This window comes from Acidovorax sp. 107, assembly GCF_003058055.1.
GTDB lineage: Bacteria > Pseudomonadota > Gammaproteobacteria > Burkholderiales > Burkholderiaceae_C > Acidovorax.
This window is the reverse complement of record NZ_QBTZ01000002.1, coordinates 1-23,920: the sequence shown is the minus strand read 5'-3', so window position 1 is coordinate 23,920 and position 23,920 is coordinate 1. Positions and strand designations below refer to the sequence as shown.

At 56.3% G+C, this 23,920-nt stretch carries 22 protein-coding genes and 3 pseudogenes; 13 read left to right on the top strand and 12 right to left on the bottom strand.

The features are described 5' to 3' along the window. Nucleotides 1–73: 73 nt before the first annotated feature. The 3 genes from istB to C8C99_RS22990 all read right to left on the bottom strand — a co-directional run bounded on the left by istB (nucleotide 74) and on the right by C8C99_RS22990 (nucleotide 3,901). On the bottom strand, nucleotides 74–877 hold the full coding sequence (gene istB / locus C8C99_RS23000) for an IS21-like element ISThsp10 family helper ATPase IstB (protein ID WP_108625308.1): 804 nt from the start codon (nucleotides 875–877) through the stop codon (nucleotides 74–76). After that, nucleotides 867–2,393 carry an IS21 family transposase gene (gene istA, locus C8C99_RS22995; protein WP_108627297.1) on the bottom strand — a complete coding sequence of 509 codons (1,527 nt, stop codon included), beginning with the start codon at nucleotides 2,391–2,393 and terminating at the stop codon, nucleotides 867–869. Before istA ends, istB begins: the two co-directional genes overlap by 11 nt. A 77-nt stretch (nucleotides 2,394–2,470) precedes the next feature. Beyond that, nucleotides 2,471–3,901, bottom strand: coding sequence for a DUF4158 domain-containing protein (locus tag C8C99_RS22990; protein WP_108627296.1), 1,431 nt, complete (start codon nucleotides 3,899–3,901; stop codon nucleotides 2,471–2,473). A 129-nt stretch (nucleotides 3,902–4,030) separates the two neighbouring features. On the opposite strand from C8C99_RS22990, the gene C8C99_RS24260 reads away from it, so the two are divergent. Then, nucleotides 4,031–4,279: a hypothetical protein gene (locus C8C99_RS24260; protein WP_233247460.1), complete on the top strand. Its 249-nt coding sequence runs from the start codon at nucleotides 4,031–4,033 to the stop codon at nucleotides 4,277–4,279. An 89-nt stretch (nucleotides 4,280–4,368) separates the two neighbouring features. Here the strand turns inward: C8C99_RS24260 and C8C99_RS24465 are convergent. Both C8C99_RS24465 and C8C99_RS23880 read right to left on the bottom strand, forming a co-directional pair. Continuing rightward, nucleotides 4,369–4,518, bottom strand: a pseudogene (locus C8C99_RS24465) (hypothetical protein); the annotation flags it as partial. A gap of 1,151 nt (nucleotides 4,519–5,669) precedes the next feature. Beyond that, complete coding sequence (locus C8C99_RS23880; protein ID WP_133246262.1) at nucleotides 5,670–5,960, bottom strand: hypothetical protein; 291 nt, start codon at nucleotides 5,958–5,960, stop codon at nucleotides 5,670–5,672. Between the two features lie 199 nt (nucleotides 5,961–6,159). Between C8C99_RS23880 and C8C99_RS22975 the strand changes: the two genes are divergently transcribed. Continuing rightward, nucleotides 6,160–6,471 carry a helix-turn-helix domain-containing protein gene (locus tag C8C99_RS22975; protein ID WP_108497338.1) on the top strand — a complete coding sequence of 104 codons (312 nt, stop codon included), beginning with the start codon at nucleotides 6,160–6,162 and terminating at the stop codon, nucleotides 6,469–6,471. Between the two features lie 72 nt (nucleotides 6,472–6,543). Here the strand turns inward: C8C99_RS22975 and C8C99_RS22970 are convergent. Further along, nucleotides 6,544–6,827: pseudogene (locus C8C99_RS22970) on the bottom strand (ATP-binding protein); the annotation flags it as partial. Between C8C99_RS22970 and C8C99_RS22965 the strand changes: the two are divergent. Continuing rightward, a pseudogene (locus tag C8C99_RS22965) lies at nucleotides 6,822–7,252 on the top strand (DDE-type integrase/transposase/recombinase); the annotation flags it as partial. The pseudogenes C8C99_RS22970 and C8C99_RS22965 sit on opposite strands and share 6 nt — an antisense overlap. A 278-nt stretch (nucleotides 7,253–7,530) precedes the next feature. Here the strand turns inward: C8C99_RS22965 and C8C99_RS22960 are convergent. The 3 genes from C8C99_RS22960 to parA all read right to left on the bottom strand — a co-directional run bounded on the left by C8C99_RS22960 (nucleotide 7,531) and on the right by parA (nucleotide 12,017). Beyond that, nucleotides 7,531–8,889 (bottom strand): replication initiation protein, encoded by a 1,359-nt coding sequence (locus tag C8C99_RS22960; protein WP_108627294.1) that lies wholly within the window; start codon nucleotides 8,887–8,889, stop codon nucleotides 7,531–7,533. A 1,436-nt stretch (nucleotides 8,890–10,325) separates the two neighbouring features. Further along, on the bottom strand, nucleotides 10,326–11,333 hold the full coding sequence (locus C8C99_RS22955; RefSeq protein WP_108627293.1) for a ParB/RepB/Spo0J family partition protein: 1,008 nt from the start codon (nucleotides 11,331–11,333) through the stop codon (nucleotides 10,326–10,328). Nucleotides 11,334–11,342: 9 nt separating this feature from the next. Continuing rightward, nucleotides 11,343–12,017 (bottom strand): ParA family partition ATPase, encoded by a 675-nt coding sequence (gene parA, locus C8C99_RS22950; RefSeq protein ID WP_108497340.1) that lies wholly within the window; start codon nucleotides 12,015–12,017, stop codon nucleotides 11,343–11,345. 1,165 nt (nucleotides 12,018–13,182) lie between these two features. Between parA and C8C99_RS23985 the strand changes: the two genes are divergently transcribed. From C8C99_RS23985 to C8C99_RS22905, 9 genes are all read left to right on the top strand, one after another. Further along, a complete protein-coding gene (locus tag C8C99_RS23985) occupies nucleotides 13,183–13,356 on the top strand; it encodes a hypothetical protein (RefSeq protein ID WP_158274190.1) in 174 nt (57 codons plus the stop codon). A 160-nt stretch (nucleotides 13,357–13,516) separates the two neighbouring features. Continuing rightward, nucleotides 13,517–13,840, top strand: a complete 324-nt coding sequence (locus tag C8C99_RS22945; protein WP_146186045.1) for a hypothetical protein — start codon at nucleotides 13,517–13,519, stop codon at nucleotides 13,838–13,840. An 83-nt stretch (nucleotides 13,841–13,923) separates the two neighbouring features. Further along, a complete protein-coding gene (locus C8C99_RS22940) occupies nucleotides 13,924–14,601 on the top strand; it encodes a YkgJ family cysteine cluster protein (protein WP_108627292.1) in 678 nt (225 codons plus the stop codon). 421 nt (nucleotides 14,602–15,022) lie between these two features. Beyond that, nucleotides 15,023–15,340 carry a hypothetical protein gene (locus C8C99_RS24085; protein ID WP_199226546.1) on the top strand — a complete coding sequence of 106 codons (318 nt, stop codon included), beginning with the start codon at nucleotides 15,023–15,025 and terminating at the stop codon, nucleotides 15,338–15,340. Then, on the top strand, nucleotides 15,337–16,686 hold the full coding sequence (locus C8C99_RS22930) for a HipA domain-containing protein (protein ID WP_108627291.1): 1,350 nt from the start codon (nucleotides 15,337–15,339) through the stop codon (nucleotides 16,684–16,686). Before C8C99_RS24085 ends, C8C99_RS22930 begins: the two co-directional genes overlap by 4 nt. Before the next feature lie 259 nt (nucleotides 16,687–16,945). After that, nucleotides 16,946–17,146, top strand: coding sequence for a hypothetical protein (locus C8C99_RS22925; protein ID WP_108499163.1), 201 nt, complete (start codon nucleotides 16,946–16,948; stop codon nucleotides 17,144–17,146). A 636-nt stretch (nucleotides 17,147–17,782) separates the two neighbouring features. Beyond that, nucleotides 17,783–18,457 (top strand): helix-turn-helix domain-containing protein, encoded by a 675-nt coding sequence (locus C8C99_RS22920; protein ID WP_108627290.1) that lies wholly within the window; start codon nucleotides 17,783–17,785, stop codon nucleotides 18,455–18,457. Continuing rightward, the gene (locus tag C8C99_RS22915) at nucleotides 18,454–18,978 is read left to right on the top strand and encodes a DUF6036 family nucleotidyltransferase (protein ID WP_108627289.1); all 525 of its coding nucleotides are present in this window, start codon (nucleotides 18,454–18,456) and stop codon (nucleotides 18,976–18,978) included. Before C8C99_RS22920 ends, C8C99_RS22915 begins: the two co-directional genes overlap by 4 nt. Nucleotides 18,979–19,576: 598 nt before the next feature. After that, a complete protein-coding gene (locus C8C99_RS22905) occupies nucleotides 19,577–19,840 on the top strand; it encodes a hypothetical protein (RefSeq protein ID WP_108627287.1) in 264 nt (87 codons plus the stop codon). Between the two features lie 61 nt (nucleotides 19,841–19,901). On the opposite strand, the gene C8C99_RS22900 is transcribed toward C8C99_RS22905, so the two are convergent. Beyond that, nucleotides 19,902–20,789, bottom strand: coding sequence for a hypothetical protein (locus C8C99_RS22900; RefSeq protein ID WP_108627286.1), 888 nt, complete (start codon nucleotides 20,787–20,789; stop codon nucleotides 19,902–19,904). Between the two features lie 373 nt (nucleotides 20,790–21,162). Further along, nucleotides 21,163–21,525: a hypothetical protein gene (locus C8C99_RS22895; protein WP_146186044.1), complete on the bottom strand. Its 363-nt coding sequence runs from the start codon at nucleotides 21,523–21,525 to the stop codon at nucleotides 21,163–21,165. Nucleotides 21,526–21,555: 30 nt separating this feature from the next. Here C8C99_RS22895 and C8C99_RS24080 point away from each other — a divergent pair, with 30 nt between their 5' ends. Further along, entirely contained in the window at nucleotides 21,556–21,927 is a 372-nt protein-coding gene (locus C8C99_RS24080) for a hypothetical protein (RefSeq protein WP_060987628.1), read from the top strand. 1,321 nt (nucleotides 21,928–23,248) lie between these two features. Here C8C99_RS24080 and mobI read toward each other — a convergent pair. Continuing rightward, entirely contained in the window at nucleotides 23,249–23,668 is a 420-nt protein-coding gene (mobI, locus tag C8C99_RS22885; RefSeq protein WP_146186043.1) for a conjugative transfer protein MobI(A/C), read from the bottom strand. Nucleotides 23,669–23,920 lie beyond the last annotated feature (252 nt).

The window sequence follows — 23,920 nt, the reverse complement described above, 5'->3', positions numbered from 1 at the left end:
TGTTGATTTCCACGCAAAGCTGACCCACCATTTCCATCGAATCTTGACCCACCCTGGTTCGTGAGCTTCACGCTCACGTTGTGGATAAGTTCTTGGTCGCCTTCTCCTTCTTGGTGGTCTGTGGTGGTTGCTGTGCGGAGCTGTTCTTGAACCTGTAGCTGTCGTTACCCGTTTCCAGAATATGGCAGTGATGCGTGAGTCGGTCCAGCAGTGCCGTGGTCATCTTGGCATCCCCGAACACACTGGCCCATTCGCTGAAGCTCAGGTTGGTGGTGATCACAACGCTGGTGCGCTCGTACAGCTTGGACAGCAGGTGGAACAGCAAGGCTCCTCCTGACGTGCTGAATGGCAGGTAGCCCAGTTCATCCAGGATCACCAGATCGGCATAGGCTAGGCGGTGCGCGATCTGCCCCGGCTTGCCCTGGGCCTTCTCCTCTTCCAGTGCATTGACCAGCTCCACCGTGGAGAAGAACCGCACCCTGCGGTGATGGTGCTCAATGGCTTGCACCCCGAGGGCTGTGGCGATGTGGGTCTTGCCCGTACCCGGGCCACCCACCAACACCACGTTGTTGGCGTTCTCCAAGAATTCGCAGCGGTGCAGCTGGCGTACCAGTGCCTCGTTCACCTCACTGTGGCCGAAGTCAAACCCAGCCAGGTCCCGGTACGCCGGGAACCTGGCCACCTTCAATTGGTAGGCCACCGAGCGCACCTCTCGCTCGGCGGTCTCGGCCTTGAGCAGTTGGGACAGGATGGGCTGCGCCGCATCGAAGGCCGGTGCACCTTGCTCAGCCAGTTCTGCAACTGCCTGGGCCATGCCGTGCATCTTGAGCTCGCGCAGCATGATCACGATGGAAGCGATGGCAGGGTCATGACGCATAGCGCACCTCCCTCAATTGGTCGTAACGAAGCACATTGGCTTGGGGTTCCACCGCCAGCTTGAGGGCCTGCGGCGATGTGACCGGTGCTGGGGCGGGCTTACCGTCCAGCAGGCGGTGGAGCACGTTCAGGATGTGGGTCTTGCTGGCAGCCCCTGACTCCAGTGCCAACTCCACTGCAGCGAGCACAGCTTGTTCATCGTGGTGCAGCACCAGTGCCAGTACCTCCACCATCTCCCGGTCGCCGCCGGGTTGCTTGAGCAAGGTGGCCTGCAGTCGCTTGAAGGCCGCTGGTAGCTCCAGGAATGGGGCGCCGTTGCGCAAAGCTCCTGGTTTGCGCTGCAGCACCGCCAAGTAGTGGCGCCAGTCGTACACGGTCTGACCCGTACCGTGGTGGTTACGCTCGATCAGGCGCTGATGCTCGCACACGATCTGGCCTTCGGCGGCGACCACCAGGCGATCGGCGTAGACCCGCAGGCTCACCGGCCGATTGGCATACGGCGCCGGCACGCTGTAGCGATTGCGCTCGAAGTGGACCAAGCAGGTGGGTGAGACGCGCTTGGTGTGCTCCACAAAGCCATCGAAGGGCCGGGGCATCGGCATCAAGCTTGCCTTCTCTTGAGCCCAGACATCCGCGACGGAGCCCGGCAGCTTGCCGTGCTCGATCTCGTGCCACAGCGCCACGCAGCGCTCTTCAAGCCAGGCATTGAGATCGGACAGGCTTGGGAATGGCGGCACTACCTGCCACAGGCGATGGCAGGCATCGCGCACGTTCTTCTCCACCTGGCCCTTCTCCCAGCCCGAGGCCGGGTTGCAGAACTCGGCCTCGGACAGGAAGTGGCTGACCATGGCGGCGAAACGCACATTGACGTCGCGCTCCTTGCCACGGCGCACCCGGTTTACTGCGGTGCGCATGTTGTCGTAGATGCCACGGCGGGGCACGCCACCCAGGACTACGAATGCATGGTTGTGGGCATCGAACAGCATCTCGTGCGTCTGCAGGGGGTAGGCGCGCAGGTAGAACGCTCGGCTGTGGCTGAGCTTGAAGTGGGCTACCTGCAGCTTGGTGCGCACGCCGGCGAGAACAGCCCAGTCCTCGCTCCAGTCGAACTGGAAGGCCTCACCCGGGCCGAAGGTCAGGGGAACGAAGGTGCCACGGCCGGTGGTCTGCTGTGACACAAGGCGCTGCTCGTGCCAGAGGCGGGCGAAGGCCGCCACACGGTTGTAGGAGCCGCCATAACCGAGCGCCTGCAGATCCACGTACATCTGCTTGACGGTGCGCCGCTGCTTGCGGGATCGGCCAGCTTCCGTCTTGAGCCAGCCGGCGAGCTTCAAGGCGAAGGGATCGAGCTTGGATGGACTGACCCGCTTGGCATAGTGCGGCTCGGCCTCGCCTGCGCGCAGGTACTTGCGGATGGTGTTGCGCGAGAGGCCCGTGCGGCGGGCGATCTCCCGGATGGACAGCTGCTCTCGCAGGGCCCAGCGCCTGATGACACTCAGTGTTGCCACGTCTATCACTCCTGGTCTCCTGCTGCTCAGCAAAGCAGCAGGTTAGGGTTAGTACGTGGGTCAGGTTTGGATGGAAATCCCGGGGGTTAGTGGGTCACTTCTGCGTGGAAATCAACATACAGGCTACCTCCGATCAGGCCCTTGCGAATACGCGTCAGAGCAAACCCCTCAAAAGCTCTGAGTGCGGCTTTGCGATCAGGAACATCGAGAAGCGGACGCCACTTGGCATCAACGAGTGAGGTATCAAAGTCAGTGGGCAGCTCCTTTGCGCCTGCGGCGCGCAGATCGCGAAGTGCCGAAATCAACCGCCCATCACGGTGCTCAGCGTCTCCCTTGAGCTCAAGGCACGCCATGCCGTCCAGCACGGTGCGCACCCGCGCGCTTTGCTCCGTCAAAGTTCTCCTGACGATTTCGGCGCGGCTAACGGGGGGTCGGCCCAACATGTCATCTGCGAGGGCCATGATGGAAGACAGCCGTGACTGCGCGTCGCGCGTGGTGTCCGCTGCAATGTCTCGGATGGACTTGATCGAGGTGCGGTACTCCATCGCCCGCTGTGCCTGCTTGGCCTGCACTCGGTTGGTGCCCATCCGGACAATGTCACCGGTATGGCGATTGTTCCGAAAGATCGCTTCGTCGCTCAGCTCTCCCAGAAGGTGCTTGAGGAAACACACGATCTCAATCGAGCGAGTGCTCTCGATCCTGCGGGCCGTTTCTGAAGGTGAGCGATTGACGACGGATTGGGCAAAAGCGTGGATGCGTCCGATCGTCAGTCCTTGCAGGTTCCAGAGGTGAACACCCAATGTCTTGAGCGTCTCGATTCGGGAGTTCACCTCCTTCAACGCCTTTACACCATGCTTGCCGGCGGACTGCTTCAGCCACTCCAGAAGTGAGATTCCTGGGATCGGACTCTCCTCATGCATGACCTTGAGCAACACCCGAAGGCGTACGGGTGTGACTGCTGCTTGAATGATCACGAAGGCTTGGTTTTCTACGACCTGAAATGCATATCGGGCCAGGTCCTGGACTACCCGGTCACTCGGCAAGACAATCCTGTTGTCGAACAGCCATTCCTGCGCGAACGTGAACAACTCGTCAACCGAGGAGGCGTCGACTGCACGCTTGGACATGGCGACGTACAAGCGCTGGTGGTTAGCTTCGTCATAGCTGGAGAAGAGCAGCTTTTCTCTCACCCAGGCCCGATGGGTGGTCAGTGTCCGCTGGGCATTGGCGTACAGGGATTTGAGCGAGCCGATAGCGGTTGAGTGAATGCCCAACTGACTGCACAGCAGGCTCAGCATTGGGGCGGGCATCTTGAGCCGAGCGTCTGCATTCCGCCCGGTCAGGGCAAGGAAAGACATTTGCACCGCCAGGCCCAGGTGATAGCGCTTCAAGAAGCTGCTGTTCCTGATTTCCCTGATCAGCTCGTCTGATAGTTGGCAATGCAACTGGACGTCGTCCGCGTTCATCCCCGACGGCATTTTTTCGTAGCCGACGAACCTGTACCTGTAGCTCGACATCCGTGCTCTCCTTCGCAGCGGAGAGCACTATACGGTGCGCCTAACTTGTTGTCGGAAAAGGATTTTTGGAGGAGCGCTTCGGATGTTGCACGAAAACCGAGATCACCCCATGCAGCGCTGCCGACCTGCATGTTGGCCTGGACAGCTGAGCGGAAGGCCAGTCTCAAGGGCCCCACCGCCCAGGTCTTTGCACAATTGCTGGACCAAGTTCTGTGGCAACGCTTTATCTGGCCCTGTCAATGGGCCGGAGTCGCCATCCTGCTGATGTGCTCGGCCATCGCCCTCTGGAAGCATCTTGGCCAAGCTGACCTTGATGGCGACGACATGACCCTCCTGAGCGCTGTCTCCAAAGTCGTCAGCCGCTTGATTGGGCATTGAGAGCATCTGGCGCTAATGTTGGCTGCTTGAATGAGCACTATACGAACCGCTCGTACGACGCCTGCTACGTCATTTGGAGACTTTCGCAACGCCCTTGTAAGCTCAAGTTGTGCGCCCGCCTTGCTCTTAGCCTGGTCGCAGACGTTGGCACGGGCAGTGCCGGCGAACTTGCGCCCGTTCAGCCTTGCGTTGATATTTTCTATGGCGAGTGAGCCGCCACAGATCGGACGTTTGCCCATTCAAGTCACGCGTTGCCCGCCACCCGGCGAATTGAGTTACCGCTTTCAAGCACGCTGACTCGCAGCCGCGAAAGGTTGACAGGAGTCTGTCGCTGCGCGCATAAGCTGTCGTTCGGGTATTTGCTTGGCCTGCTCCACGTTCGACTGACTGGTTCCGACGATGAAGCCGCCGGTCAGCAACGTTGGAGTTCAATGAGTGGTGTTGGCGTTTGCTGCCGTTCAGGTACTGAAATGCTAATGGCTCAGATCAGCCTGAAGTAGCCCGCTGCCCCTATATGCTCCGATATATGAACCGCCAAATAGGAGCATTTATTCCGCAATTCGGAGTCGCGGGACGCTTCCCCCGCAGAGCCAACCTCAGTTGTCAAAGCTGGTCGGCCTCCATGACCCCTACGAAGTTCGAGATTTCGATGACGGGCACAGCAGCCCAGATGAAGTTCCTCCGCACTACGACTCGTGGCCAGTCGCGTCCCGTTCGTTCAAGAGCGACTGCAGTCGTAGATCACTTGCATCGAGCGATTGCACACGCCCGTTGAGCAGAACGGTTGTTGAAACACCCGCCTGAACGTTCTTGGTTATGGCGTCACGGACAGCCTGTTTGGCCAACTCTTGCAGTTGGGCGGTAGTCAGGCCGAAGGCTAACGAATGCGCTTTGTTCACATAGTGCAGCTTATGTCGTTGGTACAACGCAGTCAAGGCTATTCCAATTATTTTAGTTCTGACCCCCTGCGCAGAGACGTACACCAATAAATTATGCTATCGCTGGCATGAGACAAATAAGCCCATGGTGATATGCGCAACTAAATAATGTAGGACTGATACTCAATCAATCACAGAACCTATGAAGGATGGGAAAAGCGTTCTTTTGCTCCTCCTGTCGATTCAATTTGATTCCTAAAAACAACGAGGCTCAGCTTTCAATCAAAGAGCGTCATTGCGAAAGTGTTTCCGCTCCCAACGAGCCTGCATTTTTGAAAATGTGGAGCCCACTAGCAGAAGCAGACCGAACAGGCTCATTCCGACAGCAACAGGATTATTAAAGAACTCGGTCATCGTTATATCCGCAATCGACTGTAGAGAAAACACGTTTCAGGAGGCTCTGCTCAGCAGTTTTTGAGAGAAATGGAACATATAGCTGCTACTGCCTGGCCTTAAGGGGCCCGATATATCAACTTGCGCTTTCCCAAATGCTCTATTGGCGTGAAGGAAGCTGATTTTACCAACTCGACACCAGTTGACAGCGTGTACAGCAGAGCCGGCTCATACATATTAGGTTCTTCAGCCTCCCATAAAGCTATGAGATCTTCAAAATGCCAAAATTTTGAATCATGCATGTATCCAGGTGACATTACCCTCACGCGAACCACAATATAGCCTTGCAAAGAACCTTGCTTCACAAAGTCGAGCAATAGGTCTTCATTCGACAAAAAAATGTTCTTCATGCCTCCGCCAATGCTTTCTGTACGGTACTCAACAAAGAAGTATGGTCGTACAAAACTTAGACTAGCTATTGGGGCTCTTCGGCGGGAGACTCTAGCTAGCCCAGCAAGCACACTGCGAAAGTAAGAAATCATTGGTCAAGCAAAATTTGAACACTATAGATTGTAGCCCTATTGTGTTCAAAGTCTCCTAATCGCGGAGATGGAAGCTCATTCAAATGCGTTGAACAATATCGCCATGGCTCTGCGGGTAATCCGTCGCGCACGGGGGTACACCCAAGAGGACTTCTCCTCTGTTTCAAGTCGAACCTACATCAGCAGTCTAGAGCGAGGCACCAAAAGTCCCACGTTGGGAAAAGTGGAGCAGATCGCCACCGCTTTGAACGTCCATCCCCTGACCCTGCTCGCAATTTCATTTGCCACTTCTCCATCGCTAGATGACGTCTCGGTTGTTTTGGCCGAAGTCCAGAAAGAAGTCGCTGCGCTTGGCCTGCCTAGCGGGGGCGGTGGCTGACTGTTGATTTCCCCAAAACTAACCCGCCATTTCCATCTCGATCTGACCCACCCTGGTTCGTGAACTTCATGCTCACGTTGTGGATAAGTTCTTGGTTGTCTTCTCCTTTTTGGTGGGTCTGTGGCTGCTGTGCCGAACTGTTCTTGAACCGGTAGCTGTCGTTACCGGTTTCCAGAATATGGCAGTGATGCGTGATGCGGTCCAGCAGCGCCGTGGTCATCTTGGTATCTCCGAACACATTGGCCCACTCACTGAAGCTCAGGTTGGTGGTTATCACGACGCTCGTGCACTCGTACAGCTTGGGACAGCAGGTGGAACAGCAAAGCTCCTCCTCACGTACGGAACGGCAGGTAGCCTTCGTGATTGACGTGTTGCCCGCCGTATCGTGGGCTGGCGGGTAAGCAGTTCAATGCGCACGGACTTCGTGCTCGATGCACTGGAGCAAGCCCTTTACATCTGGCAGCCTGAGCGCGATGGAAGCTTGATTTGCCACAGTGACCGCGGGTCGCAATGCGCCAGCATTCGGTACTCTGAAAGACTGGCTGAAGCGAGCATAGAGACTTCCGTGTGCAGCAAGGGCGCCAGCTATGACAACGCCTTGGCCAAGACCATCAACGGTCTCTACAAGGCCGAGTTAATCCATCACCGCGCGCCATGGAAAACAAAGGAAGCCGTGGAGTTCGCCACGCTCGAATGGGGGTCATAGTTTAACCACCATCGCCTGCTCGAACCCATAGGGTACGTCCCACCGGCAGAAGCTGAGGCAAACCACTACCGGTAACTCGCCAGTCAGGCCACTGCGGAAGTGGGCTGACTTAAACCAAACAGCCTCCGAGAATCCCGGAACGATTCACCTCGAACTGCATTACTGGCGCTATTGCTTCTAGAGCACTCTCAAAGATGCCTTTGTCGTCCATTTTTTTGAATGTCCACGTTACGTGGACATAATTAATATGCGAACAACATAAGAATGCAAACATTTTCCAGCCGGGGTATTGAGTTGAAGCGGCAGAAATTGGTTCGTCTCCGGCCACAACGTACGACGCCAGCCAGCGCTGGCTAACTGGACGTAGCTCCATACTCCTCGATAAACTGAGCCAGCGCTTGGGCCGTTGGCTCTCCCCACAACTGTTTGGCGTACCAAGGCGCAAAAATGCCACGGACTGCAGCGCTATCAAGCCCCTTGTCCAGCTTTAACGTCTTGTTGGCGTTCTGTGACTTGAACGCCTCGAATAGAGCCTTGCGCTCGCTATCGTCAAGTTCTTTGTAGACCCCAAGGGCCTCAATAGCCCTGGCGGCAAGAAATCGCTCCATCACACTGCGACCGCTCGCCTTGCTAGACGAGGGGGCAGCCTTGGGTGATGCCAGTGCAGGTACAGGAGTCGGGTTACGCACCAAGTCCTGGAGCGTCCAGCGGAAGTAGCCTGCTGGGGTCTCCAGCGGGGTCATTCCCTTCGACTCTGCGCGTGCCTCCACCCGAGAAATGGCCGTGCGCAGGAGGTCGTCACTGTGTTGCGCGACCAAGTCGCTGGCGTCCGCTTGGCTGAAACCGAATTTCATCACCCTCGTCATGAGTTCCGTGTCGATGATGGGCGGCGCCGGGAATTCAAGCTGGGCTTGCTTCGTCTGCTCGACCTTGAACTGCAGCTTCTCGACGCGCCGGCCGTTCTTGTGCTCAATCAGTTCGATGTTGATGTCAGTGAGCGCGTTGATTTCAGCGATGGCGGGCCTCAGGGTGTCCCGCTTGAAGTACTTGTAGACGGGCGGTGTCGACTCAGATATAGGATTGCCTGTGATCACACCGTACCAGTGCTCATAAGTCTGGATGAAAGTCACCTTGGATGGATTAGTCGCGTAACGACGGCAGATTTCATACAAAGCAAGGGCAGACCCTGACTTGAGCGAGCTTTGGTACACGATCGAAAGCCGTGTGTAAGTGCTAGGCGCCATCACCTGCTCGTGCACCTCAGGAGGAAAAGCGAATCCAAACCACACCTGCCCTGCATGCTTGTTCAGCCCAGCGGGATTAACCAAGGTGACCGAAGAGACCAGTCGCTCACTCGTCCACTGTCGCTCGTTCTCCATGAGCAGCTTAATGTTCTGCATTTCCTCAAGCTGCTTCTTCAGGTACTGCACATCCTTGCTGTCGTAGGCCGCATCCCGGGCAAGGTCAGAAAGCGGAATCCAGAAGTACTTCTTGGCTGCAGCGGTGTTGATCGGTGCATTGAGCCCAGGAACCTTCATCTCCTGGGCGTGGTACATCATCACATTGAATACCTTACGAGAGAGCAGCGAGAGATTGCCTTCTACGACCCGCAATCCAATAGCCTCATTGGTCTTGCGAAACTCCCTCACATCGCTGGCGTCGATCGTGATGACCTCCCCAGGTTTCGCCTTGCTCTTCCTCGCCATCGGCATCGACCTTTCCTGACCGGTGCTTGGTGCGCGCTGCCATGCGACCGGATCTATCGGTGAAATTTTGGCGCGATTCTCTCACCTTTCGATGGAAGCGTCGAGGGTTCACCTTTGTATCGGTTTGTGGCCTCATCACCTTTTCGTAGGTGATGAGGCAAGCCTACGCTGGGCTGCAGACCGCTCATTCGGCCAACCCGATCATTAGGTGGAAGCTAGCTCGCCAAGAAAAAGTTCATGAGCTCTAGGCGAGTTCAAGGAGCTACCGTGTCGCCCGCTCCCCGTAGAAGCTCACCTTTGCGCACTTTGCCCCTGAATCCACTCACTTATGGTCCCTGTTAATTCTCACCATAGATGTTGCCTGTCCCCGGGGGCACTCACCTCTCTCCCCGTATTGGCTCACCTTGGTCCCCGAATCCACTCACCTCACTAGGCGGAAAACCGCGTGGGGCTTAGGTTTTGCGATGTTTAAATTGTATTTAAGGTTTCCAAGGATGTTCAATACAAAGAATCCTCAATAGCGTGGATGCCTAACGAGTGAATTCCAATGCAAAACAGCCAGTTCACCAGAGTCCAGAAGGATTTCGACCATGCCCAATTGCCCATCAGTAGAGCATCACTCCCTTGCTCCCTGTAAAAGCTCACCAGACGAGGTCAAATCGAAAACGACTCCTGCCCCTCTCCCCAGCCACAATCAGAATCGCCTAGATTCATCAGGCCCCCCCGTAAAGGCTCACCTATACCCAATCTTTACAGGAAGCCGTGCGGGCTACGCATAGTGGAACCTCATCCGCGCTGGTCCCTGATGAGACTCACCTTTGTGTGCAAGATAGCTTTTAAATACTCTTCCCTGTGTGTGAGTGCACACATTCTAGATGCTGGAATCTCATTAGGGCGCCATTTCTAGTCCCTGTGGAGTCTCACCTTTGAGCCTTTACATGCCCTTTGGCTCGATGAAGTAGGCATCCATATGGCGCTTTTTGGGAGTTTCGGGGTGATGATCCGCCGAATGCAGACTGCAAACATTTCGCTCCGGTTTCCGGGCCTGGCTTTAGCCCCCGTAAAAGCTCACCTTAATACATATCGGGGTGTTCGAATGCTTCCCCCGGTCCTTCGCGCTGACGATTGCGACGGGTCCCTGAAAAGGCTCACCTTTTGAGGATTGGCAAGCGCAGGTCGCTCTGGCACTGCACTCCGGCGGTGGAGACGGATTGGTAGGCCGACTGCTGAAACAACGGTGGAGCGGCACTCCCCGTAAAGACTCACCTTAGAAAGAAGAAGGGACCGATACGGGCTATCAAAGGTCTCGGTTTAAGGCGGGAAGGACAGTCACCCCCTTTTCGCGTCCCTAAAGAGTCTCCAGTCCGTTCTATGGGCCCTTGGTCCTCTTCGGGAGCATTGTTCGCTCCCTGTAGAGGCTCACCTTTTGGCCGACATCTTGATCAGTCAAACAGACCGAAACGGCTTCTGAGTTCGGCAACGAGTGCTGCCCTCTCCTTTGGATCGGCAAGCACGACCTCAAGTGAGACCTTTCCTGAGTCCCATTCTTTGAGGAATCCGATCTGTTGGCCAGTGTGTTGGATCTTGTATTGGCGCGATGTTTCTTTAGGCTTGCGTTTATCGCCAGTATCGAGTTTTGCGCGTATGGCGCCGACCTCACGCGACGACAGATCTTCTTCGATGATGCGATTTACCAATGCAAGCACTTCTATCTCGCTCACCTTCTTGGCAGCAAGCGTGATCTCATACCCAACGAATACGCCAAACTTCTCTGGCCGATCGCGCATTCGGTCGAGCACAGCAGTCGGAAGGCTCAGCAACGCAATGGTCTTGTTCACCGTCGAGAGCGACACTCCCAAGAGCTCAGCGATTTGCAACTCAGTTTGCACTAAGCCTTTATCAAGCAATTTTCTCCACGCGAATGCATTGTCTAAGGGACTTTGCGCGCTACGCTCCTCATTGAGCACCCAACTCACGCGATAGAGCTCGAGATCACCTTCGTGTGGGCGAATCACCAGGTCGATGCTGTGTTGACCAGCTGCAGCGAGCGCCTTCTTTCGATAGTGGCCATCGATCAGCAAGTAGTCACCTGTTATGGTCGGATGCGCGATCGCAGACGCTGGAACGAGTTGACCACGAGTTGCAATTGACGCCGCCAGCTCCTTGACGATGTCAGGGTCATAGATGTGACGGGCATTCAGTGGGTTTTCGTGCACTCTATCAAGAGGAGCTGCCACAATTCGCTGCTGCGCTGGACCAGTATTTTCAGCGCTGAAAGTCCGACCAGCCTGTGCCTCATCGAGGACGACTTGGGGGGGGGGCACACCTCCAAGGCCACCTGGACGCTCGGAAAGCACGGCATCTGCCGCTGCAAACCGCGCATTTACATCCCGCTTTTCAGCCGAAAGGGACGCTCGCATTGCAGCTTTGCGGTCGACTTTGGAAATCATCTTTTGTCCTTAATTTTTGCGCGAAGGAAGGTGCAAAAGGTGAAGCACTTCCTCTGCCATCAACTCCACCTCTTCCATTGCAACTGTGGCGCGTGGCACTTGATGAACGGTTGACCCCAGAATCTGGGCTTCTCTAAACGCCGCTCGCGAACCTAGGGACGTTTTTAGAAGAGGAAATTCTTTATCTTCCTCCAATAATTCAATTAGCTCTTTGGCTAGTGAAGTCGAGCGCTGGACCATGTTAGCAACGACTCGTGCGACGAGCTCTTCGTTGTTGGCCTGTGCTGCCTCCGCCAATTTTTTGGCAGACTCCGCCGCCCAGATATCCGCCGGACTCGGGACCAGCGGTATGAGAGCCAAGTCAGAGATCAACATGGCCGACGTGGGGGCTGCAGAATTCATTGCCGGTGGGCAATCTACAAAAATCACATCAAATTTATCTATGTGATTTTTTACTTCTCTGTGCATCTTTCCTTCCATAGGAGCAAGACTAATCACAGAAGCTGGAAATGGCCGCTCTTCGGGGGCGGCACTTGCCCAGCGGCTTGCAGTCCCCTGCGGGTCCATATCTACGACAAGTGATGAATATCCGCGAAGCCCGAATGATCCAGCGAGGCTCATCGCAATGGTTGTTTTTCCACACCCGCCCTTTTGGTTAAACACGGTGACCACTTTTGCTGTCATTGCCTGCTCCTGATAGGTTGGCAGACTTTCAGCGCTGAAAGTCTTGCCGGATTCTCCGCGAAGGGGATTGTATCAAACTCAGATGAAATTCAATAACAAATTAATGAAAACGCTGTTTATTTTATCGCACATGCGTTTTTGCAAAACGACTTCTGTGTTGCTTTGATCGTTGCTATGGCTTGACTTTCAGCGCTGAAAGTTGAGTCAGGGGTGGTTGTTGATCGGCCTTTTGGTGTTGTGTTGCCTGGTGCGCGCTATGTTTGGGGGGCGATGTTTTGGTGCGATTGGTTGCGGGGCTTTTGGTGCTGAGGGTTGAAGGTTGGACCCCGTGGGGGAGTGCGTGATCGGTGGGGTGTCGCGGTTTTGTTGGTGCGTAAAATTTATTGTTCGTGCATTGTATTTTTGTAAAATTTCTAATTTGTGTTTTTTATTGAGTGCGGGTGCGAGGGTGAACTTTCAGCGCTGAAAGTTCTGGGCGGTGTGGTTATGCGGCTATGTTCAATGCAGAGCTGGCTTTTTTGAAATGTTGTTTGGATAACGTCGAAATTGAGAGCTTGCGGTGGCTTAAGGGAAGAGCATCATTGGGGCAAAGCCCCGGCGCTCGAGACATCCACGATCGTCTGTAACTCAGGTCATCATGTGCATTGAACTGACCGAGGAACCAGATTGCATCGACCCAAGGAGGGTACGAGCACGCTTAGTGATGCGTTGGGCCCAGACCCCGTGGGGCTCGAAGTAACCAACGCTATTGACCCATCAGGGGAAGGCGGCTTCTTGGGGGCTGACCATGGTGGGCGAGCTTCAGCAGATTGTGGAGCGCAGCGGACGCAGCGACTCTATTCAGGCGGTCCTCACGAAGATGCTTTCCCCGTCCAGCGTGCCAGTCTTCTCTATGTCCGCCCCCTTGGCAATTTCTCACGTTTGAGAACGCCATTGAGCACCCAATAGATCCAGCCTCAATGGATTAACTGAAATCGTATGACTGACAAGTCAGGAGAGGTCATGTTGACGACGCGGAAACTATGGGCTTGGACAAAAGGGCTCCAGGCCTGGTGGAGCGGCGCTCTTGCTGGTAAAGAATGTGCTTACGCCCGCTGATTAAGATGACCTTCATGCGCTGCTCAAGGTGGCACATGGCATACCTGATCCAGAGAAACAGGAGCCCTTGCCTCTTGTCGAAGGCCGGATACCGGTACCGATCCAGGCTGAGATCGGGATCCAGTTGCTCGTCATCAAGAATTTGCGCAACGTCAACGCTGAAAACCAGCAGTTGGAAGTTGGAGCCAAGGGCTTGACGACCGTCTATGGCGGCAATGGAAGCGGAAAGTCTGGGGGCTAACGGGTTCTAAAGCGTGCTTGCAGGGCTCGCGACCAGTCAACCAGTCAGAGCTATTTCTCCCTAACGCCAATGTGGCTATGGCCCAATTTGGTTACGCTCAGGAAACCTTCACCGTATGCGTGAATGGCCAGATTGATGAATTTGTATGGAGCAAGGTAGTGTGTCCCCCAAGGACCTGTCGGCCCTGTCGACATGCGACACTCGGTGCGCGCGTGCCTTCCTGGGCAGCGAGGACGACTGCGCCTACGTGCCGTATGAGCTCAATGTGCTGGATGACCTGGGCGAGCTGCAACAGGATCTAAAGCTACGCCTTGAAGCCGAGCAGCGTGAACATGCTGTAGATCTCCAATTGTTCGCTCACCTCAAGGAAGAGACGGCAGTCGGGAGGTTGATAGCTACTTTCTCATCGAAAACTGATCCTGGAGCGGTGGAAGGCCAGTTCTTGGCATCAGTCGCGCCAACTACTCCAAGTATCCGCACATGAGCCCCCAACTTGCCCCTTCACCGTCATGTTGGCTGTGCCGCGCTGGATGAAGGCATCGAACCCATTGGAGTTGGGGTAAAGCCATGAAGACCGACAGTGACTTCGTCGTGCCCGGTGGGCAGGTTCAAACCTCCGCCCCCGAGGTCATGGGGCGCATCGAGCGCCGATGGGAAGGCTTGCGCGAACGCGTGGAGGCCAAGCTGCAGACGCTCAAAGGTGTGGATCGCAGGCAGGAATCCCGGCTCCTCGACCAAGCTGCCAAGGCCGGCACTGTGGCCAAGCGGGTGACATGGCTGCGCAAGGCGGCTGATAGCGTCACGGGCAGTGCTGCGCCGTTGGCCGCATGCCGCAAGGGTTGCTCACATTGCTGCCATATCGCCGTGATGATCTCCAGAGCCGAGGCACTGGTCATCGCCAAGGAAACCGGTGCGCCGATGAACCCGTTGGCAGGGAAGTACACGATGGCCAACGTGGATGAGGACAGCGAGAGCTACAAGGCGGCGACGCAGGAAGCGTTTGGCAAGCCCTGTACCTTCCTGAAGGATGATGTCTGTGGTATCTACTCAAGCCGCCCCCTTCAATGCAGGCTTCTCCTGAACATGGATGAGGACGCATTGCTGTGCCAGCTCGTGGAGGGCAGCACCATCAATGTCCCTTACCTGAACACCCAGGAACACCACGTCGATTCGGTTGTCATCCTTGGGGCTCACCAGGATTACGACGACATCAGAAACTGGTTCCCGATGACTGAGCAACAGTGAGCAGGGAGTCGTTAAGAGTTACCTACGAGCGGGACAAGAACCGTACCTGGATCTAGGAAGAGCGCATTACTCGTCATTCGATAAATGTGACGCGCGAGATCAAAGATGTCCCCAGTCTTTCACGCTGTCTCCTCGATTCGACGGTGCACAGCATTGTGGGGCGTTCGAGAATGACAGGCTACCAGCTCCCGCAGAGGTGGCATCCGGGATGCTTGCCGTTAGCCCTATCCTAGAAATTCGCAACGCTCGCTTCGAAGACTAGCTTCAACGATGTATTGAAGGTCAGAATCGAATGGTGTGCTTAGTTTTAAGCCTCAAACCCACTGGTGATGGTCAAAACGAATAGATCGTTGCGTTTGACTACTTCCAGGGTCCATAATGGCTTAAACCTAAGCGATCATTGAGATTCAGGAGCGTGTACATGCAGATACAGGTAACGTCAGTTGAGAGCGTCGGTGTGGCCATCCGCGCTATGCGCAAGGTCAACAGTATTCGTCAGGAGGATGTGCCTGGGGTAAGCCATGTGTTCCTGCGCGACCTGGAGAAGGGCAAGGACACCATTCAGTTCGGGCGCGTGCTCAAGGTGCTCGATGAGCTTGGTATCCGGGTGCTGTTGGAGGTGCCAGATTCGCAGGCATCCGCTGTGAAGCGGGCCTTTGAGCACTTTTTACCCAAATCAAACATGGTTCTCCTTTCCAGCACCGAGAACAAAATGATCATCAAAAAGGTGCGTGAATGACCACCCGCACGCTCCAAGTCCTCATCAACGGAGCACTGGTGGGCACGCTGCGCGATGCCGACAACATCTGGGCGTTCCAGTATGCCGGCACCTGGTTGGCAAGCCCCGGCGCATTCCCTCTGGCCCCGTCTCTTCCGCTATCCACCGACTGGCAGGTGGACGGCTCATCGTCGCGGCCCGTGCAATGGTTTTTTGACAACCTGCTGCCCGAGGAGCTGATGCGCCAGGTGCTGGCGAAAGAGGTGAACGTGGAATCCGCGGATGCCTTCGGCATGCTGGAGCGCATGGGCATGGAGTCGGCTGGGGCCCTGGTGCTGCAGGCTGAGGGCGCACCGCAGCCTGAAAAAGGCATGCAGCCGCTCACTTGGGAAGACCTGTCTCAACGCATCCGCAACCTGCCGAGGGCGTCTCTGAACAAGGATGCCCCCAAGCGCATGTCGCTGGCCGGGGCTCAGCACAAGATGGTGGTTCTCTTTGATCCGAAGAGCCAGGAATTGAGCGAGCCCCTGAAAGGCACGCCATCCACCCACATCCTCAAGCCGAATTCGACGGCCGAGGGCTATCCGCACTCAGTGATCAACGAAACGTTCACCATGCTGCTGGCTGCTCGGTTGGGGCTCACCGTGCCCAGTGTCTGGCACTTGTACCTCCCGGAGCCAGTGTTCATCATCGAGCGTTTCGACCGAACGCCTGGGCATATCGAACCCGACCGCGTGCATGCGCTCGACGGCATCCAGCTGCTCAATGAGCCTGCATTCAACAAGTACACGAGCGCCACCCTCCCCAAGCTCAACGAACTCATCGACCAGTGTCGCAACAAAGTGGTGGCGCGCTTGGAGGTGTTCCGCTGGATCATCTTCAACACGATGGTGGGCAACTCGGACTCGCACCTGAAGAACATCTCGTTTTTGGTGGATCAGGAGGGTAAGCGAGTGGCCCCCTTCTACGACCTCCTGTGTACGGCGGTGTATCACACGCGGGTCTACAGCGACGGCGATGCCGTCTGGCCCAACGAAAAGCTGGCCACTCCCGTTGCAGGAGCGACCTTCTTTGCTGAAGTGACTTTCGAAAAGCTCCTTGAAACCGGCATGGAGCTGGGGCTCAACAAGGTCACTGCCGCGCGCGAGATCGGCAAGATCGTGAGCAAGCTGGATAAGGCCGCAGAAGACATCGCCGACAAGCTGGAAGCCACTATGCGCGACGCCACAGGGCCAAACGGCACGCCCACCCGCGAAACTGTCGGCGCACAAAGCCATCTCCTGCGCTCCATCCGCATGATTGTGATTGCGGACATGCTCAGACGCGTCCGCTTGCCAGTCCCGGCTGCTAAGGCCCCCCAAGCCTAGCGACAAGTGAGCCCAGCAGAGGAAGCCCGTGAATGGGTTGAATGCCGAATTGGACGCTATCCAAATGCTGAATTGGGCGGGTTCAGTTCCTTCATCGAAATTGACAAAGCAACTGCCGTACTGCTTTGAATTGGCTATTGAATTGCAATAAGAGTCATCAAGCAGCCCAGAGGCCCACAGAACGGGGCGCCAGCAACGACTGACGCATCGAAGGATACCCATGCAGAGGACGATTGGGTGAGCGTGGCGCCCCCACCAAATGAAATCTGCTGGACTCGACCAGGTTCTCAGCGCTCTGCGGGCCGGGGGCTCCCTGGCCGAACTGCCATCCAGCTTCTACAGCGGCGGTTACAGCTACGCCCCTGTGCTCACGACCAAGCGCGGCGCGCAGTACCGCGTGAGCACGCAGGTGATGCGGGGTGTCCCTGGCACCCCTATGCCTGATTGCGCGCACCCCTGAAACAAACCCTCACGTACCGCCAGCCGACCGCACCCGTTTCGGAGAATCCATGTCCCTGACCTTCGCCCACGTCCTTTCGGATTGGCGACGTTCTCGTGATGCCATGAAAAGCGGGAACTACGGGCAGAGATGCACATCTGGCCATCCCTATTGCCGTTGCGCTGCTGGACGGCCATTTGTGGTACCTCTGTGTAGGGCCCACAGCCGCAGGTGCCCGTTACGCGCATGGCCCCAAGTCCGAAGGCTGTGGAGGACTTCGAGGCCATCTTTGTGAGGCCCCACATGGATAAGGGCAGGGCAAGGGCAATCTTCGCTGGGAACCCAGATCGCCATGGTTGGGGGCTCAGTGCGGTGCCCGCAGCCGCTTTTGGGCATTCGGGACGATGGTGTGGTGGATAAGCTTGCCAAGGGTCCTCTTGCTCGGGCCGGAAGGTCATGTGGCTGGTCCAGCGCCTTGTGACTGCAGTCGAGTTACCAGACGCGCCCCAGCCGCCTGAGGGCCATGTGCGTTGGTATGTCATGACAAAAGGTTGATTGAGCAGGAGCCTTTGTCGTCGCATTAGCTATGTGGTCGCGCCTTTTCATGTGGCTAGAAATATGGACATTGATAGGTCGTTTGTATAAAATTCTAGCCAAATGAAACCCGATCCTTCTGATTCTCTCGTCCTTCACCGGCAGTTGCTATTGCAGCTGGGTGATCGCCTGCGCCGACTGCGCAAGGCGCGAAAGCTCACCACGGTCGAGATGGCTGAACGCGCTGGCATTTCCCGCATGACACTCGCTTCGGTGGAAGCTGGCGATCCAGGCCCATCCATGGGCACCTATCTGCGGGTGATGGGTGTTCTAGGCGTGGCCGCTGACTTGGCATTTTTGGCGGGAGATATGGTTCATCCAGCGCAGCCTGGTACGGCGGCGGCCCGGTCACACCGACCAGCGCCTCAGGTTCAAATCATGATCAGCGCGGACAGCAAGCGGCATCAGGCGCAGGATCTGTTGAGCCTGGTTCTTCACGAAAAGGCGGTGGAGCGGGTGCGGGCCAATCCCGAGCTGATCGAGGAAGCCAAGGAGACTGTTAATCGCTGGATGAAAAGTGGCAACGCGCATTCGCACACCCTTTACGCAGAGTGGCTCAAGATCCTCATGGCGAAGAAGTGGAGCAAGGTTTTGGGCCGTTCGAGACATGCGCAGGAGCTACGCCAGGCGTCTCCTTTGCCCACGTTGCTCTCGAAAGAGGATCGCGAAAGCATCTTGAGTCATGTTTCAACTCTCAAGAAGGGGATTGTTTTTGGTGCGGAAGGGCCCCTTCCATGAATCGCCACGAACTGGAGCATCTGATCCGGGCGAGCGGTGCGATCACCGAAGAGTACGAATTCGTTGTGATCGGGAGCCAGTCCATTCTGGGCAAGATTCCCTACCCAGACCCCGAGTTCAAGATGTCTGCAGAGGCTGACATTTATCCCAGGTACGCGCCTGAGCTTGCGGAGAAGATCGAAGGGGTGCTGGGCGAGGGCTCCGAGTTTCACCTTGCGAACGGGTTTTATGCCCAAGGCGTGGGCCCAGAGACTGCAGTCCTGCCCCAGGGGTGGGAGGAACGGCTATGGAAGGTGCAGAACGGGAATACCGACAGCTTCATTGGCTGGTGCTTGGACGTTGAAGACCTTTTCATGTCGAAGGCGGCTGCAGCCAGGCCGAAGGATCAGGAGTTTTGCACGGGGCTCTTGCGTCGAGGGTATGTGACCCTTGAAAGGTGTCTCGAACTTGCTCCCTCAATGCCACTGGAGCCTCCAGAAATCGCGCGACTGGTAGCCCGCATCAAGCGCTGGGCGAAGTAGGTCTCCCCAAGCCCTTGATTCGCCCTGCGGCAACCTCGCAGCTGAAGTCGCTGGCGTTGTACTCCCTAGATGCCGGGTTGATGAAAAACACCCTGGAGTCGCCGCCGTAACCCGATGGATTGCGCGTTATGAACGTGGCGTAGAAGACCCCGAAAAGCACAACGTGGCTCAGCAAACAGTCGTGTGTTGCGAGACAAGCCAGCGTATGACCACCGGGATATGGGTTTTGGAAAGTCAGGGGATGCCGTGAAGGCTCAGCCTGGATTGCACCAATGAAGCTGTCTGCCAGCGTGTCGCGGTTCATGCCCTTTGTGTTGATTGCGCGTAGATACTGCTCCCCGCTGTCGGAGATGATGGCCACATCCCCGAGAGTTGCCACTGTCATCTGTTCAACGGGCTCACTTTCCTCCGGCCTCTGGTTTGCGTTTATGCACTCGTTCCAGCAACCGGAAAGTGAGACTGCGGGCCATGGGCTCGTGTGTTTTTCGGGGGAGCGCCAGGGCATGCGCGTGTGTGACTTCCTTCAGGGCCATCAAGTAGCATGGGCGATATGGCCAACAAGACTGGCAAGACCTTGATGGTCTGACAGCGCCCCAACATGCCGACTCCCCGCATCGACCTGACTGTCGTCAACGATTCCAGCGATGACCTGGTAGTACCGCGTAGCGCGCTGGTGCAGGTGGACCTGATCACCACGGTGGTCGATGTGGCAAGCGCCAATTACGCGGCGGGTGTGAAGACGAAGTTGACGCTCAATGAAACCTGCTCTGGTCACGGAGTGCATCAAGGGGCCCGCACGCTTCTGGTGATGGAGAGCTACAAGGCGGTTTGCATGCTCATCAGGCACGCGGCAGACAGCTAAGTGAAGCTGGACCCTTGGAGCTGAGGAGGGGGCTCGGGCATATGCCGGACCCCCAGAATGCTTATCCCGACTTACGGCGCAGCGTGTGCGTTGTCATGTCATCCAAGCAAACCACGTGGGCTACACCCCAGTTCAGACGGGCGGTTTTGGCTTGGCCGCCCATGTACGCATGCCAAGCGTTGTCAAGAGCCTTCTGTACGGCATCTAGAGACCCGAAGGCGATCACCGTTGGGCTGCTGCGCACCAGTGCCCGAGCCGGAGAATTGCTTTCCATGACCTCAATCTCATCCATCGGGAAGCCGAGTTCAGGGACACGAAAGACTCCTGAGGCCTTGGCCTCGGTGCGCTGGTCCATACCTGTTGCCTGCCACTCGCGGGCAGCAACGAAACGCGCGTTGGTGCCGGTCGTTGTGGGCGTTTTCGCTGGGCGGTCCAGATAGTTTGCCGGCGCAACGTTACGCGGAGGTGAGAGTTTTGCCCACCACGCGTACAGGTCCGCGTCGATGAAGTAGCCACCTGTCTTGACGCTGTGGGCTTTGGCGAGGATCGTCTTGCCAGATCCAGGACCACCCACAAGAGCCACGAAATCCAGTTCGTCTGGCTTGCAGTTGGCCAGCGCCACATCCAGAAGCTGCAGGGCTTGATCCTTCCAGGGACGATTGAACTGACGGGGCAGATCGCGAGGGAACGGTTCGCCCTTGGTCACGGACTTCTTGTGCAACAGGTCGTAGATAGCAAATTCGTCGAGGTGCGCAATGTTGCGGCTGGCTGCGCCCTTCTTGGCGAGATGTCGCACCTCGAAAAAGTCGCGATGTCCGAGCAGCTGGGCGATCAGATTCTCGCCCTCCTCAACGGTTTCGACGTACTTCAGGGATTTTGCCTTCTTGGCAGCTTGGCTAAGGTTGACATTGGCGGCAAAAACGGCGCCATCGTTGACATACAACTTCATTCGAACTCCTTCATTCACGATGGAGCTGCCTTGGCGCTTTCGGGCCAAAGCTTGGGAGGGCGCATTCGCAAAGCTCCACCAGTCCAGAAAGAGGATCGAGGGTTTGTAAATGGTGATCAGGCCATGGTCTCAATAGACCCCCCAACGCCGCAAGCGGCGCGCGCCCAGGGGTGGCCTTGCAAGTATATCGCGCAGGACCGAGGGCAAAAAGTGTGATTTGTTTGGATTACATGCCCCGCCCGAAAGCGGGATCAGGCTGCGTGCGCTCTGCCCCCTACAACCGACCTGTTGAGTTCAACCGCTTTTCTCACTCGTGAGTGCTTCGCACTTGAGCAAAAAGGCGCTTTTGCCACCCCGAGGGGGAGGAGGGCGCTCAGAAGAGCCCGCTGGCCTTGGCGGGGGCGGGCCGACGCTGAATGGAGAGGCTGCGGGATGGCTGCGTGCTGACCATGCCGCTGCTGAGGTTTGACGGGCACGACTGGCAATGCACCAGGTTCAGATCTGTGGTGGTCGAGGTTTCGTCATCCTTCCAGCGCACTGACATCACGCCCGACTTCAGGGTAAAGCTGTTGCCGTTCCGGTAGATGCACTGTTCGTCCTTGCGTCCATCATCGAGCGTCGGCGAGCCGTACTTGGCTTCCAGCTCCTGCCGGATCTTGGTCTCCATCACCTCGTCGGGGCGCTGCACGTTGATTACGGAGAGCGAATCCCCCTTGAAGCCCAGGCTGAGTTTCACGGGGTCGGGTGAAAAGGGCAGCAATCGTGCATGGCGCTGGAAGATGTGCCCACCGATAAAAAGCAAATCGCGGTAACGCGGTCCTTCGGCCGTCCGGTGAAAACGCTGGAGCCATTACTGGAGGCCGTGAGTGAGTTTGCGTCACGCGCGGCAGAAAAACTCAGGAAGCAGGGGAGTTTCGCGGGCCAGCTTTATGGCTTTGCCCACAGCTCGCCTTTTCGGCCACTTCCCCAGTTTTCGCGCGGAGTAGTCGTGCCATTGCGCAGACCAACTGCAGACACATCCATTCTGGTCCAAGCAGCTCGCGTGGGAGTGCGCCGGTTTTATGAAGACGGATACCAGCTGCAAAAAGCGGGCGTCATATTGCTGGATCTCGCGAGTTCCACGCTCCACCAAGGCTAATTTGATTTGGAAGATCTAGAGCCGTATAGGCAAGTCATAGCCGCAGATCTAGACGCTGAAATCGTGAAGGCTCGTTATTTTGAGGACGGCTCTGTCTGGCGGGGGCTTGTGGACCATGCTCGGGTGCTTGGGGAGCAGGAAATCCGCGAAGCTTTGCTCTTCTCTGGGGGCTACGCTAGAAAACTGCTGCCACCTTTTGAAACCACTCCGAAATAGAGCGGGTCTAACCAAACGGGGGAGGGCCATGTAATGAGGCGCAGGAGGCCCCAAAAACAAGCTTCCAAACTCCAGCCGGGGGGTGAATTACTTTGGGGCTCTGAGGGCGTTTGGTGAGCTAGGAGGCCCATCGGAGGATCTTGGGGTTCTATTACGGGAGACGAAAAACCTTCGGCCCGCAGAGATTCGAGAGAGCAGCGGAGAGCAATTCCCGCTTTATAGGGTCGCGCCGGGGGGGCTGCGCCACTAAGACCGGCAAAGGCGGCTTTTCGGTGAAAAAGGTCACGAGAGCGATTTCTGCACCGCCGCGCGTCACCGGGCTCAGAGAGCGGAATTCTCCTTGGGTTACCACTGAATCAAAACCCGACGCGGACCACCGCCAGAAACGCCAAAGGCCGAATGGCTTCCGCGTAGCTCGTCGTATCCAACGCTCGCCATCGCAATCTTACTGTTGTCGCAAGTCGGCCTTCGAATTCATATGCCAATTCCAGCCGTGAAACAGGGTGCTGAAAGGCGAAGCCTGGAAACTGGACAAATACCGAGCACCAGATGGTGAAGATACCGGTTCCGGGCGGAAATTAAGGCTACGGAAGTGCGGGGCGAACACTAAACGCTGTCGGGCTGATTGGGCGACGAGGGCCGTCATCAAAATCGATGCGCAACTACATAGAAATGCATCTACATAGGGCCTCAGCTATCGCCGCGATTGAGGCGATTCCGCGAGGGGCGATTCGTCCCCTCAATAACAGCCTCGAAAGACCGCAATGTGTATAGAGGAAGAGCCAGTGTGATCGCCTAACCCCGAGATCAATGGAACCAAACTACGGAGCGCTTATTTCTTCGGGGGAAAGAAGACGGGGGTCAAAGCACGGGGCCTGAAGAGCACAAACGCCGCGAGGGAAACATCCAGCGAGCACATCAATCCACCCCTGAAATGTCAAAGGCCCCATGTGCATCTACATAGGGCCCAGGTTTAAGTGCAAGTGAAAAAAGAAGATTGTGGGTCAAGCTGCGGGTTCTATTGCTTTTACATAGGCCCTAGCCGACCGCCTCTTCCTCGGACTCAACCTCATCCCCCTTCTGCGCTTTCAACACGCGGATGGCATTACGAGTATTGATGATGGCCTTGACAATGTGTTTTGACTTTCGTCTGATGGATTGAAGCTTTTTTTTCTGTCTTCATCACTTCATCAATTTCCCATTCTCTGGCAAAGGTATTCAGTCGGTCCTTTGCATAGGTCATTGATTCTTCATTGATCGCAATCCTCACTCGAATGGATTGTCGGTTGTTCTTTTGACCAAACCAACGGATTCCCGTCCATTTGAGATCCAAGTGGTTGCCCTTTCTGGTACATGACAGTTGCAGTGTTGACCTGGACTCCCAGCCTGTCGCCTTCGCCTCAACCCGATCCACAAAGCTCATGTACTCGTCTGCCGCGACCATGGCTTGGCCATAGAGCACCTCGATGCATCGCTCAAGGCCTTGGATTGCATCTTCATAGAGGGCTAGTTCGTCTTTGTTCATTTCGGGGGGTAGATCCATCTCTTTACCGTGTATGGAGATACCCGGTACATCCATCCACGGGGCCGTACTGCTCAAAACACACTTTTTCCGGGATGGAGATGCCGGTCTGGTCCATCCTAGTTGGATGAATCCACCCATCCTATAGCATCCTCAGGTGTAGGCTTGAAAAAGTGTCAATCCTAATAGGATGGATTCAGGGTGCCAATCCATCCTATTAGGATGCACAGCTTTTTGGACTTTTCATGTCGCAGG

Coding starts and splice junctions, on each gene's coding strand:
- istB (WP_108625308.1), bottom strand. CDS start 877: ATGCGTCATGACCCTGCCATCGCTTCCATCGTGATCATGCTGCGCGAG.
- C8C99_RS22990 (WP_108627296.1), bottom strand. CDS start 3,901: ATGTCGAGCTACAGGTACAGGTTCGTCGGCTACGAAAAAATGCCGTCG.
- C8C99_RS24260 (WP_233247460.1), top strand. CDS start 4,031: ATGTTGGCCTGGACAGCTGAGCGGAAGGCCAGTCTCAAGGGCCCCACC.
- C8C99_RS23880 (WP_133246262.1), bottom strand. CDS start 5,960: ATGAAGAACATTTTTTTGTCGAATGAAGACCTATTGCTCGACTTTGTG.
- C8C99_RS22975 (WP_108497338.1), top strand. CDS start 6,160: ATGGAAGCTCATTCAAATGCGTTGAACAATATCGCCATGGCTCTGCGG.
- C8C99_RS22960 (WP_108627294.1), bottom strand. CDS start 8,889: ATGCCGATGGCGAGGAAGAGCAAGGCGAAACCTGGGGAGGTCATCACG.
- C8C99_RS22955 (WP_108627293.1), bottom strand. CDS start 11,333: ATGATTTCCAAAGTCGACCGCAAAGCTGCAATGCGAGCGTCCCTTTCG.
- parA (WP_108497340.1), bottom strand. CDS start 12,017: ATGACAGCAAAAGTGGTCACCGTGTTTAACCAAAAGGGCGGGTGTGGA.
- C8C99_RS22940 (WP_108627292.1), top strand. CDS start 13,924: ATGAAGACCGACAGTGACTTCGTCGTGCCCGGTGGGCAGGTTCAAACC.
- C8C99_RS24085 (WP_199226546.1), top strand. CDS start 15,023: ATGCAGATACAGGTAACGTCAGTTGAGAGCGTCGGTGTGGCCATCCGC.
- C8C99_RS22930 (WP_108627291.1), top strand. CDS start 15,337: ATGACCACCCGCACGCTCCAAGTCCTCATCAACGGAGCACTGGTGGGC.
- C8C99_RS22925 (WP_108499163.1), top strand. CDS start 16,946: ATGAAATCTGCTGGACTCGACCAGGTTCTCAGCGCTCTGCGGGCCGGG.
- C8C99_RS22920 (WP_108627290.1), top strand. CDS start 17,783: ATGAAACCCGATCCTTCTGATTCTCTCGTCCTTCACCGGCAGTTGCTA.
- C8C99_RS22915 (WP_108627289.1), top strand. CDS start 18,454: ATGAATCGCCACGAACTGGAGCATCTGATCCGGGCGAGCGGTGCGATC.
- C8C99_RS22905 (WP_108627287.1), top strand. CDS start 19,577: ATGCCGACTCCCCGCATCGACCTGACTGTCGTCAACGATTCCAGCGAT.
- C8C99_RS22900 (WP_108627286.1), bottom strand. CDS start 20,789: ATGAAGTTGTATGTCAACGATGGCGCCGTTTTTGCCGCCAATGTCAAC.
- C8C99_RS24080 (WP_060987628.1), top strand. CDS start 21,556: ATGGCGCTGGAAGATGTGCCCACCGATAAAAAGCAAATCGCGGTAACG.
- mobI (WP_146186043.1), bottom strand. CDS start 23,668: ATGAACAAAGACGAACTAGCCCTCTATGAAGATGCAATCCAAGGCCTT.